Raw genomic sequence first — 17,564 nt, forward strand, 5'->3', positions numbered from 1 at the left:
GTCCGCATCGCGGACGCGGGTTTGCCGGTTCGTCATTCCCGCGAAAGCGGCAATCCAGAGTCTTCCGCGTAATGCCACCTGCTTCAGAACGACACGTTTCTCCACTTGAGAGATACGTCGCGATGAAGCCCTGGATCCCCGCGTTCGCGGGAATGACGGCAAAGGCAGAAGCCGCAACACCGCAACAACTTTAAGTCGCTGGATTTCCGCGTTCGCGGGAATGACGAGCAAAAAAACCGCTCGCAGCGCTGTCTCACGAACTCCCGCATCTCGCACCACCCAAACGCGCAGAACCAAGCCCGCCACCGCAAGCCCGGCCACGACGGACCCCATCTCGCAATGAACGCGACCGCCCTACCCGCCCATACCGGCAGCAATAGCCGCGACGGCAAAGATGCGCGCAACGATCGTCTGTTCCGCTACGTACTGACCGCCACCGTCGTCTTCGTGTTGATCGCGCTGGCCAGCGCGGCGCTGTCGATGCTGTGGGGCGGCCGCCACGTACTGGCCGAAGAAGGCATCGATTTCTTCATCACCACCGAATGGAACCCGGTCGAGAACCACTACGGCGCGCTGGTGCCGATCTACGGCACCATCGTCACCGCGATGATCGCGATGATCATCGCCGTGCCGATCAGCTTCGGCATCGCCTTCTTCCTGACCGAGGTCGCGCCGCGCTGGGCGCGCGGTCCGATCGGCACCGCGATCGAATTGCTGGCCGGCATTCCCTCGATCATCTACGGCATGTGGGGCCTGTTCGTGCTGGTGCCGGTGATGACCGAGTACGTCACGCCCTGGCTCAACGACCACGTCGGCACCCTGCCGGTGATCGGTACGCTGTTTCAGGGACCGCCGCTCGGCATCGGCATGCTCACCGCCGGCATCGTCCTGGCGATCATGGTGATCCCGTTCATTTCCTCGGTCATGCGCGAAGTGTTCCTGACCGTGCCGACCCGCCTGAAGGAATCGGCGTACGCGCTGGGTTCGACCAAGTGGGAAGTGAGCTGGGACATCGTCCTGCCCTACACCCGCTCGGCGGTGATCGGCGGCGTGTTCCTCGGCCTGGGCCGCGCGCTCGGCGAAACCATGGCGGTCGCGTTCGTGATCGGCAACTCGGTCAACTTCTCGACCTCGCTGCTGGAACCGGGCACCACCATCGCCGCGCTGATCGCCAACGACTTCGGCGAAGCCACCGAGACCTACCGCTCGGCGCTGCTGCTGCTCGGCTTCGTGTTGTTCATCGTGACCTTCGTCGTGCTCGCCGCGGCGCGCTTCATGCTGATGCAGCTCTCGCGCAAGGAGGGCAACTGATGAGCACCGTCGCCAAGACCGTCGATGCCGACACCCAGCGCCGCCATCGCGTCGCCGATTCGCTGTACGGCCGCCGCCGCATCGTCAACACAGTCGCCGTCATCCTCGCCTGCGCCGCGGCCGCGTTCGGCCTGTTCTTCCTGGGCTGGATTCTCTACACCCTGCTCGCCAAGGGCCTGGGCGGCATCAACGTCGCGCTGTTCACCCAGAACACGCCGCCGCCGATGCAGGAAGGCGGCCTGCTCAACGCCTTCTTCGGCAGCGCGGTGATGTGTCTGATCGCGATCGTGATCGGCACGCCGCTCGGCATCGCCGCCGGCACCTGGCTGGCCGAATACGGCGCCGGTCGCAAGATCGGCACGGTGGTGCGCTTCGTCAACGACATCCTGCTGTCGGCGCCGTCGATCGTGCTGGGCCTGTTCGTCTACACCCTGGTGGTGATGCAGAGCGGCGGCAACTTCTCCGCGCTCGCCGGTGCGATCTCCCTGGCCTTTATCGTGCTGCCGGTGGTGGTGCGCACCACCGACGAAATGCTGCGGCTGGTGCCGGCGCAGATGCGCGAAGCGGCGCTGTCGCTGGGCGTGCCGCAATGGAAGGTGATCGTGCAGGTGCTGTACCGCAGCGCCTCGGCCGGCATCGTCACCGGCGTGCTGCTCGCGCTGGCGCGGATCAGCGGCGAAACCGCGCCGCTGCTGTTCACCGCCTTCGGCAACCAGTACTGGAGCCACAACGTGCTGCAGCCGATGGCCAGCGTGCCGGTGGTCATGAACCAGTTCGCCGGCAGCCCCTACGAAACCTGGCAGACCCTGGCCTGGGCCGGCGCCCTGGTGCTCACCTTCTTCGTCCTCGTCGTCAGCCTGCTCGCCCGCGCCCTCGTGTTGCGCAATCGGATCGCCAATGACTGACCTCTCGAACCAACCTGTTGCCCGGACCCCGGCCATGAACGATGCACGTATCTCCGTCGCCACCCCCGACCGCGCCGCGGCCGTGGTCGGCGCTTCGCCGGTCAAGCTCTCCGCGCGCGGCCTGGACTTCTATTACGACAAGTTCCACGCGCTCAAGTCGATCAACCTGGACATCCCGGAGAAGCAGGTCACCGCGCTGATCGGCCCGTCGGGTTGCGGCAAGTCGACCCTGCTGCGCATCTTCAACCGCATCTACGCGCTGTACCCGAAGCTGGAAGCGCGCGGCGAGGTGATCCTCGACGGCGAAAACATCCTCGATCCGAAGTACCCGATGAACCGGCTGCGCAGCAAGGTCGGCATGGTGTTCCAAAAGCCCGTGCCGTTCCCGATGACGATCTTCGAGAACGTGGCCTACGGCATCCGTCACCACGAAAAGCTGTCGAAGTCGGAAATGAACGATCGGGTCGAACACGCGCTGCGCCAGGGCGCGCTGTGGGACGAGGTCAAGGACAAGCTGGGCCAGAGCGCGCTGGGCCTGTCCGGCGGCCAGCAGCAGCGTCTGTGCATCGCACGCGCGGTGGCGCTCAAGCCGTCGGTGCTGTTGCTCGACGAACCGACCTCGGCGCTCGACCCGATCTCGACCAGCCGCATCGAGCAACTGGTCGAAGAGCTGAAGAAGGACTACACCATCGCGATCGTGACCCACAACATGCAGCAGGCCGCGCGCGTGTCCGACTTCACCGCCTTCATGTACCTGGGCGACCTGATCGAACACGGCCCGACCGAACAGATCTTCTCGCAGCCGACCAAGCAGCAGACCGAGGATTACATTACGGGCCGCTTCGGTTGAAGCGGCCCGAGATTAGGGATTCGGGATTCGGGATTCGCAAAAGCGATCGCCTCCCCGCCTCCGCCAATCCCGAGCAGATCGCCTTGCTTTTTCCAATCCCGAATCCCGATTCCCGAATCTCGGCATTAATATGAGCACCCAAATGCACGACCACATCGTCAAAAGCTACGACGACGAGCAGCGCCGCCTGCTCGACGAAACCCTGCGCATGGGCGAGATGGCCGCTTCGCAGTTGGAAGCCGCGCTCGACGTGGTCCAGCGCCGCGACGACAAGGCCGCAGAGCGCATCATCGCCAACGATGAGGCGATCGACGCACTCGAGCAGGAAATCAGCCACGACGTGATGAAGCTGGCGCTGCGCGGGCCGATGGCGCGCGACCTGCGCGAGATCCTCGCCGCGATCCGCATCGCCTCCGACATCGAACGCGTCGGCGACTACGCCGCCAACGTCGCCAAGCGCTCCACCGCGCTGAACCTGTCGCCGCCGCTGCCGCACGTCGCCGGCCTGCATGCGCTGGGTACGCTCGCGGTCAAGCAACTGCGCGATGTGCTGAGCGCCTATCGCGACAACGACATTGAGCTGGCGCAGAAGGTGCGCGCGCGCGACGCCGAGATCGACACTGCTTACACCGGCCTGTTCCGCGAATTGCTGACCTACATGATGGAGGACGCGCGCAGCATCACCGCCTGCACCCATCTGCTGTTCATGGCCAAGAACATCGAGCGCATCGGCGACCACGCCACCAACATCGCCGAGAACGTGTGGTTCCTGGTCAAGGGCGAAGAACTGCTGCCGCCGCGCGAGAAGCGCGACGACACCAACACCACCGGCGCGCTGTAAGCCCGCGTCAGCGGATGCCGTTACGGGCGGGGCTTCGGCCCCGTCCTTGTTTCGATCGAGCGTCGCGAGCGTCCGCGCGGCGAGGTTAGAACCGCCGAGACTGAAACCCGTCCGGCGAAACCCCGCCCATCCAGCCTCGCTCCGACGAGTCAGTTTGGCGGGCGACGTCACCCCGACCGCCGAAGCGAACGGTCCGACGAAGCGGCCGTTTTCGCGCACGTTGCAGTGCAGCAACGGCATATCGCCCGCCCCGGCCGGCGCCAACCTTCCAACGCGTCCTGCCGGTCGACGCCTTCGCCCCTCTCGCGCGACGCTTCGACGCGCACGCGTCCGAGCCTTGCAAATAAAGGCTGCAAACGGTTACAGCCCAATCCGGCTTAACCCGTTCTAAACAATTTCGGCGCATCGCCGCGGAAGCGCGAATCCGTTCGCCTCCTCCTAAACTCTTGGTACATGTCCGCAGCCCCACGCTGCAGTGTATTTTTGGGAACTCAGGAGGACAGCCCGGCATGACGCTATCGATGGCCAACGGTGATCTGGCAGCCGCCCGCTCGGGCGACACGGCCGCATTGGAACGGGTGCTGGTGCATTCGCGCCAGGACCTGCGCCGTTACGCCGAGTACCACTGCGTCATCAACGACGTCGAGGACGCGGTCCAGGAAAGCCTGTTCACCGTATCGCGCAAGCTGCGCGACCTGCGCGTACTCGAATGCTTCGTGTCGTGGACCTTCCGCATCGTCAAGCGCGAATGCAACCGGCTCAAGCGCGGCCGGCGCATGCTCAGCGGCGACGCCATCAGCGACGACATCGCGCCGATGGTGAGCCACGAACCGGCAGAGTGGCGGCATGATGTCGCCGCCGCGCTGGAATCCCTGCCCGCGCATTACCGCCGCATCATCCTGCTGCGCGATCTGGAAGGGCTGACCATCGCCGAAATCGGCGAACAGCTCGGCCTGACCCGCGAAGCGGTGAAATCGCGTTTGCACAGAGCGCGGCTGCTCGCCCGCGAGTACCTGGCCTGTTGACGCGCGCGCTGCTTGAAGGCCGCGCTTGTTGACGACCACGCCCGTCGACCGCCGCCGGCCCGCTGCATCCATGTTCGTAACGAAGTCGTATCACCCAACAGCTCGACCGCATCCATCGCGATTCAAGCACAACCCGATCTGACGGAACCCGGCACACTGGGCCGTTATTCCAACGGCGGACCATCCTCCGCCCTCATCGCCACAGGAGTCATCCATGTCCAAGCAAATCAAGAAGCCCCTCGCCCTCGCCCTCGGCGCCACCCTGATCGGTGGTCTGAGCCTGTCGGCTTCCGCGTTCGCGATGAGCGATCTGTCGCAGGGCTACCTGCTCGGCGCCCAGCAGGCTCCGCCGGCCGCCGAAAAGGCCGCCGACGCCAAGGCCGCCGCCGACACCGCCAAGACGGCCGAAGGCAGCTGTGGCGCCGACAAGAAGGCGAAGGAAGGCAGCTGCGGCGCAGACAAGAAGAAGGACGCCGAGGGCAAGTGCGGCGAAGGCAAGTGCGGCGTCGACAAGAAGAAGCACGCCGAAGGCAAGTGCGGTGAAGGCAAGTGCGGCGGCGACAAGAAGGACGCTGCCAAGCCGGTCAAGACCGGCGAAGCGGCGGCCAAGAAGGCCGGTGAAGGCAAGTGCGGCGAAGGCAAGTGCGGCGGTTCGGTCTGATTCGTTTCGAATCGGTCTGATATGCCACTGAGCTGACACGATGGCCGGCATGCGCAATTTGAAACCCGATGCCGTCGGTCTTGGCCTGCGGCGGGCTCTGCTGAGCCCGCTGCAGTCCGCGCCGACCGCCGAGACCGAACGCGATTTCGATTTTCTCGAATGCGCGCCGGAAAACTGGATCGGCATCGGCGGCCGCTTCGGCGAAGCGCTGCGCGATCTGTCCTCGCGCCATCCGCTGGTCTGCCATGGCCTGTCGCTGTCGCTGGGCGGCACCGAGCCGCTCGACGAAACCTTCCTGGCCCGGGTGCGTCGCTTCCTCGACGAACACCGCGTGGCCTGCTATAGCGAACACCTGAGTTATTGCAGCGACGACGGCCATCTGTACGACCTGCTGCCGATTCCGTTCACGCAGGAAGCCGTGCATCACGTCGCCGCGCGCATCCGCCGCACCCAGGACATCGTCGGCCGCCGCATCGCGGTGGAAAACGCGTCCTACTACGCCGCTCCGCACCAGGAGATGAGCGAGGTCGAATTCACCCGCGCGATCCTGGCCGAGGCCGATTGCGACCTGCTGCTCGACGTCAACAACGTCTACGTCAATTCGATCAACCATCGTTACGACGCACGCGAATTCATCCAGGCGATGCCGCACGAGCGCATCGCCTATATCCATGTCGCCGGCCATTACGACGAGGCCGACGATCTCAAGGTCGACACCCACGGCGCGCCGGTGAAGAACGAAGTCTGGTCGCTGCTCGGCGATGCCTACCGCATGTTCGGCGCGCGCCCGACCCTGCTCGAACGCGATTTCAATTTCCCGCCCTACGAAGAACTGGTCGACGAACTGCGGATCGTGCGCCGGGTGCTGAGCGAATCGAGCCAAGCCGCGACCAGCGAGGCCGCGGCCAGCCCGGCCCGCCGCGTGCGCGCCTGAGCCATGAACGAGGCCCCCTCGCGCCTGCGCGCGCAGCAGTTCGAACTGACCCGGCATCTGCGCGATCCGCAGGCCAGCCCCGCGCCGCAAGGCATCGAGGACCGGCGCCTGGGGATCTATCGCGAGCTGCTGTTCAACAACATCCTGGGTTTGCTGTCGGGCAATTTCCCGGTCATCAGCCAACTGCTGGGCGAGGAACGCTGGCAACGGCTCGTTCGCGATTTCTACCGCGACTACCGCTGCCGCACCCCGCTATTCGCCGAGATCGCGCGCGAGTTCCTGCGCTACCTGGACGATCTCGACAGCGACGCTCTCGACAGCGACGTCATCCCGCCGTTCCTGCCCGAGCTTGCGCACTACGAGTGGGTCGAACTGGCGCTGCAACTCAGCGACGCCGCCGCGCCGCAAGACGAAGTCGCAATCAGCGACGACGAACTGCTGGACCATCACCCGCAGCTGTCGCCGCTGGCCTGGCCGCTGGCCTATGCCTGGCCGGTGCATCGGCTCGGCCCCGACTACCAACCCGAACAGCCGCCGGCGACACCGACCCTGGTCCTGCTGCGCCGCGAAGCCGATGGCGACGTGCGTTTTTCCGAACTCAGCCCACTGGCCTATCGCCTGGTCGAACGCATCGGCGAATCGCCGGAACTGAGCGCGCGCGAACAACTGCACGCCCTGGCCCAGGAAGCCGGCAGCGACGACAGCTCCGCCTTCCTCGCGCTCGGCGATGGTCTGTTGCGGCAGATGCGCGCGAGCGGAGTGATCGTCTTTGCGCGCGCCGCGAATCCCGAAGCCTGATTCCCGCCCCACATCCGCGCTGGTCCGTCTCAGACTGTAGGAGCGGCGCAAGCCGCGACCGCGCCACCGCAACCACGACGCCACTGCGCTCCTGATCACGACCTCAGACCGAGGCCTTGGACCGAGCCAGGCCACCCACACCGCACGCCACCGGTTCAGCCGAACGCGCCAAAGCCATCGCCCCAACCTGCTAGGCTTTCGCGATGACCGAAACCGGCCCGACCGCGACCGCGCCCACCGCGGCGCCCTTCCCCACCACCCTGGCCAACCGTTTCCGCGGCTACCTGCCGGTCGTCGTCGACGTCGAAACCGGCGGCTTCGACTGGAACAAGCACGCGCTGCTGGAAATCGCGGTGCAGCCGCTGGAACTGGACGCCGAAGGCCGGATCGTGCCCGGCGAGATCGCCAGCGCCCACGTGGTGCCCGCGCCCGGCACCCTGATCGACCCCAAGTCGCTGGAAATCACCGGCATCGATATCGACCACCCGTTCCGCGACGCCAAGCCCGAGCGGCAGGCGCTGGAAGCGGTGTTCGGACCGGTGCGCGAGGCGGTCAAGCGCCACGGCTGCCAGCGCGCGATCCTGGTCGGCCACAACGCCCATTTCGACCTCAACTTTCTCAACGCCGCGGTCGCCCGCAGCGGCCACAAGCGCAATCCCTTCCACCCCTTCAGCGTGTTCGACACCGTGACCCTGGCCGGCGTCGCCTACGGCCAGACCGTGCTCGCGCGCGCGGTCCAGGCCGCCGGCCTGTCGTGGAACGCGCAGGAAGCGCACTCGGCCGTCTACGACACCCAGCGCACCGCCGAGCTGTTCTGCAAGATCGTCAACGCGTGGCCGCGCGGCTGATCCACCCGCCGGCGCTCGCCTGACCGGCCCGCGCAAGGAGCGCCGCGTGCCTTCCGCACCGCCCGCGTACCGATGGATTCCCGGCCAAGGCCCGGATGCCGATGCCTTGCGGCGACTGCGCGAGCGCGCGCCGCGGCCGAAAAAACCGATGGGCGAAGCCTGGTTCATGGGCGGCGAGCGGGCGATGTACAGCGGCCTGATGCAGCCCGATCCGCAGACCTGGTCCCGGCGCGAACTCGATAACGCGCTCGACGCATTGACCTCGGGCCCTCGCTGTTTCGACCACAGCGACGAATGGAGCGAGTGGTTCGACTTCCTGCTGCCGCGCATTCTCGAGCGCGCCGACGACGGCGACAGCTACGAACTGCTGGTCACCGCGGTGTTCGTGCATTGCCTGGACCCGGCCTTGCCCGGACGCGATCCGGGGTTCCGCCGCGACCTGCTCGACACGCTCGGCCGCAGGCTGATGGCGCCGTCGTGCTGGACCGGCGCGCAGGCGGGCGGCGATGGCTCCTTGCTGCGACCGCTCGGCAGCGGCTTCTACGCGATCAATCCCGGCCACGCGATCTCGGCCGCGTGCTGCCTGGTGTTGCGCTACCTGGATGAGCAGTCGATCGACGGCTGGATCGCCTCGGCGCTGGCCATCGACGATGCCGCATGGCGTTGCGCATTCGTGGTCTGGCTCGCTGGCGCCGCACCACTGCTGTTCGACGGCCAGCAGCCCGAGCACATGCACAACCCGACGTATCTGGACATCGGCTGGGACGGACATTGGCTGCTCGACGGCAGCATTCCGTCGCGCACGCTCGACCCGGACGCGCCGCAGTTCGCGTTCTTCGGCGCAACGCCGCGTCGGGTCGTGGTCGCGTCGCTGAAGCAGCGGCTAGACCTGACAACGATGCTGCGCTGGGGTGAGGCGCTGGCGGAATGTCCGATCCCCGAATGCGATCGCACCACCACCTTGTGGCAATACGACGCCGCCGTGCTGGTGGTGCTCGAGCGCTACGACCTGAGCTGAGCCATCGCCGCGACAGCCGGCGCGACATGTTTCACCGCTGTAACACCCCTCGCTGTCCTGCCCGCCAAAGCACGCGCGTTCAATGAACATCGAGCGGCATCGCGCCGCCTCGACCGCCCTCATGCGCCGCGCCCGCCGCGCGCACGAACGGTACTCATGGACAGGAGGACAGGATGTTCGCTTTCGACGACGAGCAATTTCTCGATGGTTACCGCAAGCGCTTCGGACCGTTGCGCGACGACCTCGCGCAGGCGCTGCGCTTCTTGATCGGACGCATCGAGCAGGACGCCAGTTTCAGTTCCAACCCGGTGCATCGCAATCAGATCGCCTATTGCCTGGCGACGTTCAAATGGGAAACCGCGCACACCCTGCGCCCGATCGACGAGTTCGGTGACGACGCGCGCTTCAACCGCCTGTACGGCCCGGACACCCGCGTAGGCAAGATGCTCGGCAACACCCGCGCGGGCGACGGCGCGCGCTTCCACGGCCGCGGCTACGTGCAGCTGACCGGCCGCGCCAACTACGAGCGCGCCGGCAAGATCCTCGGTATCGATCTGCTCAACAAGCCCGACGATGCCAAGAAGCCCGAGGTCGCTTACGCGATCGCGATGGAAGGCATGAAGAAGGGCTGGTTCACCGGCAAGAAGCTCGACAACTACTTCAAGCCCGGGCAACTGCCGAACTACGAGGAAGCGCGGCGCATCATCAACGGCCAGGACAAGGCGCAGACCATCGCCGACATCGCGCGCCGGTTCGATGAGTTGCTGGTCAACGCGCTGCAATAAACCGCTGTCCGCGCGCGCCCCAAGCACTTCCCCCCTTTGAAAAAGGGGGGCCAGGGGGGATTTGCTTTTTGCTTCCAGCCACTGCGTCTGCCGCGATAAAAGCAAATCCCCCGCGCAGACAATTGCGATCGAAACGAGGCCGCGATGGCGCTCGCCCCCTTTTGTAAAGGGGGCAACAGTTCAATCGATCGACTGCCTGGCACACGCGATCCGCCATCGCCATCGCCATCGCCGTTGCCGTTGCCGTTGCCGTTGCCGTAAGAGCACGACACGAAGAAGCGATCAAACTGCCGACTGGAAGCGGCATCAAAAGAAAACAGCCGGCAAGGTCATCGACCCGCCGGCTGCCTGGTTTTCCCGCATCGATCAGATTCCAACGTGTCAGCGCCATCGACGCCTCTCGCGTCGATCACGCCGAACCACGCGCTACGTCAGGCCAGCTTCAAACCAACCAGACCGGCGACGATCAACACAACGCTGCCGATGCGCAACGCATTGACCGGTTCGTTGAACAGCACGATGCCGAGAATGACCGTGCCGACCGCGCCGACGCCGACCCAGATCGCGTAAGCGGTGCCGACCGGCAGCGACTTCATCGCCAGGCCGAGCAGGCCCAGGCTGACGATCATCGCCGCGACCGTGCCGAGCGAGGGCCAAAGTTTGGTGAAACCTTCGGTGTATTTCAGACCGATCGCCCAGCCCACTTCGAACAGGCCGGCGAGTACGAGCAAGATCCAGGACATGACTGACTCCAGGTTGACGATGGGGCCGTCCCCGGATGCGATTGAAGCAGCGGGGTCGTCCCCGCCTCGTGATGCGCAGTTTCTCACGCGCCCCGCGGCCTTCGATGACCGGGATGTAACCCCGCGGCCCGTTGCGGCCGCGCCGCCGCGCTCAGGCCAGCTCGGACAGAAAACGCGTATCCACCCAGTAGCGCTTGGGCTTACCGGGCCGGATCAACACGCTGATATGTTCGCCGACATAGTCGCTCGGGTCGAACCAGAGCATGTCGCTGCGAAACAGGTGGATCTTGCCGCTGGCCGGATCGCGCCATTGCGCGTGAATCCGCCACGGCGAGCGCCCGTTGACCTTGATCGAACTGTCGCGCGCCACCTCGACCACATCGGCCTGCACCGCCACGCCGGTCGCGCGCAAGTCGGCCGCGATGCGACGGCCTCGCAGACCCGGTACCACCGCCAGCAGGCCGATCGCGAGAAACACGCTACCGAGGCCGCCCACGACCATCACCGCGAGCCAGCGGGTCAGGAACGAATCGATCCTGGCGTCGTGTGGATCGTCCCCGCGATACAGCACCGCCACCGTGTCGCCGACATTTTCGGCGCGAGGTTGCGAACACACGCCGCCGGCGAATTCGATCTGCTGGCCGTCGGCGGCGGTGAAACGCACGATCGGGCAATAGGTGCCGCCGCTGCTCGAATCGTCGGAGCGACTGAAGCTGTGGTCGACGACCAAGCCCTGCGCATGCAGCGCGTGAGTCCGGAACCGTTGCTGCGTCACCGCGATCGCGATCGCGCCGAGCAGCATCGCCGCGCCGATGGCCGGGAACAGCCACAACCAATTCATGCCCCGGCCCAGCGACAGGCTCATCTCACGCCGCGCCGCGCTGACGCACCGCTTCGAACAAGGTCACGCCCGAGGCGACCGATACGTTGAGGCTTTCCACGCCGCTGGCCGCATTGCCGCCGGGCATCGGGATCTTGACCAACTGGTCGCAGTTCTCGCGGGTCAGGCGGCGCAGACCATCGGCTTCGCCGCCGAGAACGAGGGCGACGTTGCCCTTGAGATCGATCGAGTACAGCGATGCCTCGGCTTCGCCCGCCAGACCGTAGATCCATACGCCCAACTGCTGCAGATCGCGCATGGCCCGGGCCAGATTCGTCACCGGGATCACCGGAATGCTGTCGGCCGCGCCGGCCGAGGTTTTGCGCACGGTCGCGTTGACCTGCACCGACTTGTCCTTCGGGATGATCACCGCGGTCGCGTTGGCCGCCGCCGCGCTGCGCAGGCAGGCGCCGAGGTTGTGCGGGTCCTGCACGCCGTCGAGGATCAGGATCAGCGCCTTGCCCTCGGCGGCTTCGACCAGTCCTTCGAGTTCGTTCTCGTTCCAGGTCTTGGCCGCGGCGTAGCGCGCGACCACGCCCTGATGGCGCAGATTGCCGACCACGCCTTCGAGCGCATTGGTCGCGACCCGGCGCACATCGATGTCGGCGCGGCGCGCGGCGGTCTCGATCTCGGTCAGACGCGGGTTCTTGGCGCCGGCCTCGATCAGGACCTCACGCACGTTGGACGCATCGTGTTCGATCGAGGCGGCGACGGCGTTGATGCCGGCGATCCATTGTTTCTGGCTCATGGGGATTCCGTGGGGCGGTCGTGGCCGGGGCGCCCGCGCGGGCGCGCGAGGCCGGGGCTGGATCTTGGGGGATGAATTCTAAGCTACCGCAGGGTTGGGGGCGGTTGGCGGGGGTCGTGGGAGTCGCGCGGCGTGGCGTTTCTTTGCCGTGGCAGGGGCCGGCCGGCGCGGGTTCTTGCGTCCGAGCCGAAGCAATCGCCCCATCCCGCGACACCCGCCGAAGGATTCCCCCCTTTGAAAAAGGGGGGCCAGGGGGGATTTGCTCTTACCCACCCGCAGCAACGCAACCACCCGGAAGAAGAGCAAATCCCCCGCGCTGGAGTTGGTGGCTCGAATCGAAGTTGCGCCGGGCGCCCGCCCCCTTTGTCAAAGGGGGCGACTGATTAACGCGCCGCGGTCGCAATCACAGGCAATCTGGATCGTGGTTACGAAGTCGCAGTCACCCGCAGCCTCACCAGCACACGGGCGCGGTCGCAGGGCGATAAAGCCCCACGGCCAGCGTTCGGCTCACATCCAGCCTGGGATGGTTCCGGCGCGGTCAGGTAACTCCCGATCCACGCCGGCCGCGGGGCCTCAATACTTCTGCTTAGTCCGCTTGGCCGGCTGCCCACGCGGCGGCAACGGCTTGGCGCCGCGCTCCTCGACCAGGCGGAAGTCGATCTTGCGGTCTTCCACGCTGGCCTTGAGCACCACGATCGCGACCCGGTCGCCGAGCCGGAACTCGCGCGCGGTGCGCTCGCCCTTGAGCGTCTTGCGGATCGGATCGAAGTGGTAGTAGTCGTGTGGCAACTGGGTCACGTGGACCAGGCCGTTGACCTTGGATTCGTCGAGTTCGATGAACAGGCCGAAGCTGGTCACGCCGCTGATGGTGCCTTCGAACTCGCCGCCGACATGCTGCTCCATCCACGCGGCGCGGTAGCGCTCGTCCACCTCGCGCTCGGCCTCGTCGGCGCGGCGCTCGCGTTCGGAGCATTGCAGCGCCAGCGCGCTCATCTGCCGCGGCGAATAGCCGTACGTGCTCGGCTTGGCCCCGCTGAGCGCGTGCTTGATCGCGCGATGCACCAGCAAGTCCGGATAACGCCGGATCGGCGAGGTGAAGTGAGCGTAAGCATGCAGCGCCAGGCCGAAGTGGCCGACGTTCTCCGGCGCATACACCGCCAGGCTCTGACTGCGCAGCAGCACCGATTCGATCAGCGCGGCATCGGGACGCTCGCGGATCTTCTTCAGCAACGCGGTGAAATCGCGTGGTTCGACCTGATTCCAGGCCGGCATGCGCAGCTTGAATTCCTTGAGGAACTCCTGCAGATCGGCGTACTTCTGTTCCGGCGGGCGATCGTGGATGCGGTACGGCGCCGGCACTTCCTGCGCGATCAGGTACTTCGCGGCCTCGACATTGGCCGCGATCATGCATTCCTCGATCAGCTTGTGCGCGTCGTTGCGCTGGAGCATGCCGGCCTGGGTCACTTCGCCGTTGCTGCCGAGCACGAAGCGCACTTCGCTGGATTCGAATTCGATCGCGCCGCGCTTCTGCCGCGCCTTCAACAACACATGGAACAACTGGTGCAGGCGCTCGATGTTCGGCAGCAGCGAGCCGATCTGCGCGCGCGCCTCGCTCTTCAATTCTTCCGGGACGTCGCCGACCGCGTTCCAGACCGTGGTGTAGGTCAGGCGCGCGTGCGAGTTCATCACCGCCTCATAGAACTTCGACTCGCTGACCTGACCCTCGCGATCGATCTGCATGTCGCAGACGAAGCACAGGCGGTCGACCTTCGGGTTCAACGAGCAGATGCCGTTGGACAAGGTCTCCGGCAGCATCGGCACGACGAAGCCGGGGAAGTACACCGAGGTCGCGCGCTTTTGCGCCTCATCGTCCAGCGGCGTGCCCGGGCGGACGTAATGCGATACGTCGGCGATCGCGACCACCAGGCGGAAACCGTCGCGGTTGCTTTCGCAATACACCGCGTCGTCGAAGTCCTTCGCGTCTTCGCCGTCGATGGTGACCAGCGGCAGCTTGCGCAGGTCGACGCGTTGCGCGGCCACCGACTCGGGCACGGTCAGCGGCACCGCCGCGGCTTCGTCGAGGGTTTCCTGCGGGAACACGTCGGGAATTTCGTGGCCGTGGATCGCCGCCTGCACCGCCAGCGAGGCGGTGAGCTTGTCGCCGAGCACCGCGAGCACGCGGCCGATCGGCGGACGCTTGTGATCGGGCGCCTGGACCAGTTCGCACACGACCAATTGGCCGTTGTGCGCGTCCATGCGCGCGTCCGGCGGGATCTGCACATTGCGCTGGATGCGGCGATCGTCGGGCACGACGTAGCTGATGCCCTGCTCGATCGTGAAGCGGCCGATCAGACGGTTGAGCCGGCGTTCGAGCACTTCCACGATCGCGCCTTCGCGGCGGCCGCGCCGGTCCATGCCGGTGACGCTGACCAGCACGCGGTCGCCGTGCATGGCCTTGCGCATTTCGTACGGCGGCAGGAACAGGTCGTCGCCCACGCCGCTTTCCGGGCGCAGGAAGCCGAAGCCGTCGGGATTGGCGATCACCACGCCGGGGATCAGGTCCATCTGCGCGGCGGGGGCGAAATCGCCCTTGCGGTTACGGATCAGCTGGCCGTCGCGAATCATCGCGCCCAGGCGCTTGCCCAGCGCGTCGGCGCGGTCGGGCTCGCTGAGCTTGAGCTGTTCGGCCAGGGTCTCGGCCGACATCGGGCCGTCGGCCGCGGCCAGGGTCTGCAGGATCAGTTCACGGCTGGCGATCGGCTGCTCGTAGCGCGAGGCTTCGCGGTCGGCGTAGGGATCGTGGTAAGGCGGCGCTTTGCCGGCCGGGCCTTTGACAGCGGGGCCGGGAACCTGCGGGAGGAAGCTGGCGGGGCCGGACGCGGCCTTCTTGCGCGGGGTCTTGCTGGCGCCGTGCTGGAGATTGTCGGGCAGCCAGGGCGGGCGCGCCGCGGGCGGCTTGGCGCCGCCTTTCTTGCTGGGACCCGGGCCGGCGCCGGTGTGCGAGGGGGTGTTGCCAGTGCCGGGCTTACCGGGCTTCTTACTGTTCGTTTTTTTGGTCATGGCCTAAATGGTCTCACATCGCCATGAACGCGGCGTCGCAGCGGCCCCTCGGCAGGGCCGTGAGCGAGGTCGCGCCGGGCCTGCCCGTCGCGCCGATCCCAGCCGCTGAGCGGGCCCGCGACGGCACATCCGAAGGTATGCGCGACCACATGCATTCGCGCAGTCGAACCGGCATTTGCCGGATTTTCGAACCAGATCAGCGATTTTGTGCCGCTTATGCACCCAAATTTTCAGCGTGGGTTGCTAGGCGTTTCACAGATCGGCCGCCGCCATCGCCGCCCCGCCCCTTGCGTCCGCGCGGCTTTCGCGAAGTCCGCCAGAGCGCACAAAACCTCGCCGCGCGCGCGGCCTAGGTTCGAAGCGTCCCTGCCCGGCCCGGATCTCGCGCCACCCATCGCCTGGATCCGCTCAGACCGCGCACGACACGGCGGCCACCCCGCCGGACTCGCTCCCCTTTGCTTCCGCTCGCCCTGATAAGGAACCGCTCAATGATCGTCAACCACACGCTTCGTATCGCCGTCCTCGTCGGATTGTCCTGCCTGTCGGCGTCCGCCGCGGCTCAGTCCATCGCGCAGATGGATTCCGCGCCGGTGACCGCGGCGCCTTCGGCCGGCGCCCTGGGCGCGGCCGAATTCGCCGCCTCGGCGAAAATCTCCGCGCCGCGCGTGCTGAGCCTGGCTCCGCTCACCCGCGCCGACGTCAGCACCTTGCAAGCGCAGCGCGTGCAGCAGGAAAAAGACGGTCTGCCGCTGCAAATCGGTTTCAACCGCGACGTGCAACGCGGCCGCATCGACTTGAACACCCTGGCCTGGCAACCGCTGGCCGACGGCGGCCGCGCGGCGCGCTTCGAGATGTCGTCCGAAGGCGCGGTCGCGATGCGCGCGGCACTGTCGCTGAGCGGCGCCGGCGCGAAATCGGCCAGGCTGCATTTCGGCGGCAACGACGGCCGCGTGTTCGAGAGCCGCGGCGGCGAATTCGCCGGCGCCTCGCCCGGTTGGTCGCCGGTGGTCATGGGCGATACGGTCGTGGTCGAGCTGGTGCTGGCCAAGGGCGTGAATCCGAAGGCGTTGCGCTTGAACGTGCCCCGCCTGTCGCATCTGGATGCGAGCCCGGTCGTAGGCGAAAAAGGCCTCAAGGCCCGGATCGGCGCGAGCGGATCGTGCAACAAGGACATCGTCTGCCGGGTCAATCCCCCGGCGGGATTCGTTTCCACCGCGAAGTCCGTCGCGCACATGATCTTCACCAATCCACAGGGCACCTTCATCTGCACCGGCACTTTGCTCAACAACAACCACTCGCCGAAGAAGCAGTTGTTCTGGACCGCCGCGCATTGCTTCACCGAGCAGAGCGTCGCCGACACCTTGCAGACGTATTGGCTGTTCGACGCCACCACCTGCGGCGGCTCGACCGCGAATCCGTCTTACAGCGTCCTCACTGGCGGGGCGTTCGTGCGTCATAGCAACACCACGCGCGACACCTCGTTGCTGGAGCTGAAAACCGCGCCGCCGGCGGGCGCGATGTACGCGGGTTGGTCCAACGCGTTGATCGGCTCGACCAACACCGCGGTCGAAGGCATCCATCACCCCAGCGGCGATCTCAAGAAATATTCGCTGGGCACGGTGACCGGATTGTCGTCGTCGGCGCTGGGCAGCTCGCCGCTATATCGCGTGGTCTGGAACACCGGCACCACCGAAGGCGGCTCGTCCGGCTCGGGTCTGTTCACCGTGACCAGCAGCGGTGGTTATCAGTTGCGCGGCGGCCTGCTCGGCGGCGGCGCTTCGTGCAGCAACCCGAAATCTCCGGACTATTACTCGCGTTTCGCCGATATCTATCCGAGCGTCGCGAGTTACTTCAATCCCTGATCGTCGACACGGGCTGAAAGTCGCCACCGGCCGCTGCGCAAGCAGCGGCCGGTTTTTTTCGTCTGCTTCAACAAACCCTGCTCAAGCCCGGTTGCGCAAGCCTTCGCCGCAATAGCGAAGCTGACAAAAAATACCGACGCGAATGCCCAGGCCTCACGCATCGTCGGCGCCGCGCGTGCGCCCTGCGCGTGTTGCAATGCCGCAGCTACCGGCCCCATACATCGATCGTGCAAGCGATAGCGCATGCGCGCGCCTGGTCCCGATCGCCGCATCTGTGATCGCAACCACGCTTGAC

The 17,564-nt window shown here is 66.3% G+C and carries 17 protein-coding genes; 12 read left to right on the plus strand and 5 right to left on the minus strand.

Annotation, left to right across the window (positions count from 1 at the left end):
- Nucleotides 1–339 precede the first annotated feature (339 nt).
- The 11 genes from pstC to ASD86_RS07250 all read left to right on the plus strand — a co-directional run bounded on the left by pstC (nucleotide 340) and on the right by ASD86_RS07250 (nucleotide 9,976).
- Complete coding sequence (pstC, locus tag ASD86_RS07200; protein ID WP_036113863.1) at nucleotides 340–1,311, plus strand: phosphate ABC transporter permease subunit PstC; 972 nt, start codon at nucleotides 340–342, stop codon at nucleotides 1,309–1,311.
- Nucleotides 1,311–2,216, plus strand: coding sequence for a phosphate ABC transporter permease PstA (gene pstA / locus ASD86_RS07205; protein ID WP_056108719.1), 906 nt, complete (start codon nucleotides 1,311–1,313; stop codon nucleotides 2,214–2,216). The genes pstC and pstA overlap by 1 nt, the downstream gene beginning before the upstream one ends.
- Complete coding sequence (pstB, locus tag ASD86_RS07210) at nucleotides 2,209–3,066, plus strand: phosphate ABC transporter ATP-binding protein PstB (RefSeq protein ID WP_082578136.1); 858 nt, start codon at nucleotides 2,209–2,211, stop codon at nucleotides 3,064–3,066. Before pstA ends, pstB begins: the two co-directional genes overlap by 8 nt.
- 130 nt (nucleotides 3,067–3,196) lie before the next feature.
- Nucleotides 3,197–3,907 carry a phosphate signaling complex protein PhoU gene (phoU, locus tag ASD86_RS07215; protein WP_046656171.1) on the plus strand — a complete coding sequence of 237 codons (711 nt, stop codon included), beginning with the start codon at nucleotides 3,197–3,199 and terminating at the stop codon, nucleotides 3,905–3,907.
- Between the two features lie 509 nt (nucleotides 3,908–4,416).
- Nucleotides 4,417–4,932, plus strand: coding sequence for a sigma-70 family RNA polymerase sigma factor (locus tag ASD86_RS07220; protein WP_056108728.1), 516 nt, complete (start codon nucleotides 4,417–4,419; stop codon nucleotides 4,930–4,932).
- Between the two features lie 214 nt (nucleotides 4,933–5,146).
- On the plus strand, nucleotides 5,147–5,593 hold the full coding sequence (locus ASD86_RS07225) for a hypothetical protein (RefSeq protein ID WP_056108732.1): 447 nt from the start codon (nucleotides 5,147–5,149) through the stop codon (nucleotides 5,591–5,593).
- A gap of 49 nt (nucleotides 5,594–5,642) precedes the next feature.
- Nucleotides 5,643–6,527 (plus strand): DUF692 domain-containing protein, encoded by an 885-nt coding sequence (locus tag ASD86_RS07230; RefSeq protein ID WP_056109216.1) that lies wholly within the window; start codon nucleotides 5,643–5,645, stop codon nucleotides 6,525–6,527.
- 3 nt (nucleotides 6,528–6,530) lie between these two features.
- Entirely contained in the window at nucleotides 6,531–7,325 is a 795-nt protein-coding gene (locus tag ASD86_RS07235; protein ID WP_056108735.1) for a putative DNA-binding domain-containing protein, read from the plus strand.
- A gap of 203 nt (nucleotides 7,326–7,528) precedes the next feature.
- Complete coding sequence (rnt, locus tag ASD86_RS07240; RefSeq protein WP_056108740.1) at nucleotides 7,529–8,173, plus strand: ribonuclease T; 645 nt, start codon at nucleotides 7,529–7,531, stop codon at nucleotides 8,171–8,173.
- A 46-nt stretch (nucleotides 8,174–8,219) separates the two neighbouring features.
- On the plus strand, nucleotides 8,220–9,191 hold the full coding sequence (locus tag ASD86_RS07245) for a hypothetical protein (RefSeq protein WP_157476272.1): 972 nt from the start codon (nucleotides 8,220–8,222) through the stop codon (nucleotides 9,189–9,191).
- Between the two features lie 173 nt (nucleotides 9,192–9,364).
- Entirely contained in the window at nucleotides 9,365–9,976 is a 612-nt protein-coding gene (locus ASD86_RS07250) for a glycoside hydrolase family 19 protein (RefSeq protein WP_056108746.1), read from the plus strand.
- Between the two features lie 431 nt (nucleotides 9,977–10,407).
- Here the strand turns inward: ASD86_RS07250 and sugE are convergent, their stop codons facing one another.
- From sugE to rnr, 4 genes are all read right to left on the minus strand, one after another.
- On the minus strand, nucleotides 10,408–10,719 hold the full coding sequence (gene sugE, locus ASD86_RS07255; RefSeq protein WP_056108749.1) for a quaternary ammonium compound efflux SMR transporter SugE: 312 nt from the start codon (nucleotides 10,717–10,719) through the stop codon (nucleotides 10,408–10,410).
- A 151-nt stretch (nucleotides 10,720–10,870) separates the two neighbouring features.
- Nucleotides 10,871–11,584: a DUF3592 domain-containing protein gene (locus ASD86_RS07260; RefSeq protein ID WP_056108751.1), complete on the minus strand. Its 714-nt coding sequence runs from the start codon at nucleotides 11,582–11,584 to the stop codon at nucleotides 10,871–10,873.
- Between the two features lies 1 nt (nucleotide 11,585).
- On the minus strand, nucleotides 11,586–12,347 hold the full coding sequence (gene rlmB / locus ASD86_RS07265) for a 23S rRNA (guanosine(2251)-2'-O)-methyltransferase RlmB (RefSeq protein WP_056108753.1): 762 nt from the start codon (nucleotides 12,345–12,347) through the stop codon (nucleotides 11,586–11,588).
- A gap of 573 nt (nucleotides 12,348–12,920) precedes the next feature.
- Nucleotides 12,921–15,407, minus strand: coding sequence for a ribonuclease R (gene rnr / locus ASD86_RS07270; RefSeq protein WP_056108757.1), 2,487 nt, complete (start codon nucleotides 15,405–15,407; stop codon nucleotides 12,921–12,923).
- Between the two features lie 488 nt (nucleotides 15,408–15,895).
- On the opposite strand from rnr, the gene ASD86_RS07275 reads away from it, so the two are divergent.
- Complete coding sequence (locus tag ASD86_RS07275; RefSeq protein ID WP_056108762.1) at nucleotides 15,896–17,269, plus strand: hypothetical protein; 1,374 nt, start codon at nucleotides 15,896–15,898, stop codon at nucleotides 17,267–17,269.
- Here ASD86_RS07275 and ASD86_RS26515 read toward each other — a convergent pair.
- Nucleotides 17,254–17,514: a hypothetical protein gene (locus ASD86_RS26515; protein ID WP_157476274.1), complete on the minus strand. Its 261-nt coding sequence runs from the start codon at nucleotides 17,512–17,514 to the stop codon at nucleotides 17,254–17,256. The genes ASD86_RS07275 and ASD86_RS26515 overlap by 16 nt on opposite strands.
- Nucleotides 17,515–17,564: the final 50 nt, after the last annotated feature.

It is taken from the genome of Lysobacter sp. Root690, assembly GCF_001427785.1.
Lineage (GTDB): Bacteria > Pseudomonadota > Gammaproteobacteria > Xanthomonadales > Xanthomonadaceae > Lysobacter.

Excerpts from the sequence above, each read along its gene's own strand:
- pstC (WP_036113863.1), top strand. The coding sequence starts at position 340 with ATGAACGCGACCGCCCTACCCGCCCATACCGGCAGCAATAGCCGCGAC.
- pstA (WP_056108719.1), top strand. The coding sequence starts at position 1,311 with ATGAGCACCGTCGCCAAGACCGTCGATGCCGACACCCAGCGCCGCCAT.
- pstB (WP_082578136.1), top strand. The coding sequence starts at position 2,209 with ATGACTGACCTCTCGAACCAACCTGTTGCCCGGACCCCGGCCATGAAC.
- phoU (WP_046656171.1), top strand. The coding sequence starts at position 3,197 with ATGAGCACCCAAATGCACGACCACATCGTCAAAAGCTACGACGACGAG.
- ASD86_RS07220 (WP_056108728.1), top strand. The coding sequence starts at position 4,417 with ATGACGCTATCGATGGCCAACGGTGATCTGGCAGCCGCCCGCTCGGGC.
- ASD86_RS07225 (WP_056108732.1), top strand. The coding sequence starts at position 5,147 with ATGTCCAAGCAAATCAAGAAGCCCCTCGCCCTCGCCCTCGGCGCCACC.
- ASD86_RS07230 (WP_056109216.1), top strand. The coding sequence starts at position 5,643 with ATGCGCAATTTGAAACCCGATGCCGTCGGTCTTGGCCTGCGGCGGGCT.
- ASD86_RS07235 (WP_056108735.1), top strand. The coding sequence starts at position 6,531 with ATGAACGAGGCCCCCTCGCGCCTGCGCGCGCAGCAGTTCGAACTGACC.
- rnt (WP_056108740.1), top strand. The coding sequence starts at position 7,529 with ATGACCGAAACCGGCCCGACCGCGACCGCGCCCACCGCGGCGCCCTTC.
- ASD86_RS07250 (WP_056108746.1), top strand. The coding sequence starts at position 9,365 with ATGTTCGCTTTCGACGACGAGCAATTTCTCGATGGTTACCGCAAGCGC.
- sugE (WP_056108749.1), bottom strand. The coding sequence starts at position 10,719 with ATGTCCTGGATCTTGCTCGTACTCGCCGGCCTGTTCGAAGTGGGCTGG.
- ASD86_RS07260 (WP_056108751.1), bottom strand. The coding sequence starts at position 11,584 with ATGAGCCTGTCGCTGGGCCGGGGCATGAATTGGTTGTGGCTGTTCCCG.
- rlmB (WP_056108753.1), bottom strand. The coding sequence starts at position 12,347 with ATGAGCCAGAAACAATGGATCGCCGGCATCAACGCCGTCGCCGCCTCG.
- rnr (WP_056108757.1), bottom strand. The coding sequence starts at position 15,407 with ATGACCAAAAAAACGAACAGTAAGAAGCCCGGTAAGCCCGGCACTGGC.
- ASD86_RS07275 (WP_056108762.1), top strand. The coding sequence starts at position 15,896 with ATGATCGTCAACCACACGCTTCGTATCGCCGTCCTCGTCGGATTGTCC.
- ASD86_RS26515 (WP_157476274.1), bottom strand. The coding sequence starts at position 17,514 with ATGCGCTATCGCTTGCACGATCGATGTATGGGGCCGGTAGCTGCGGCA.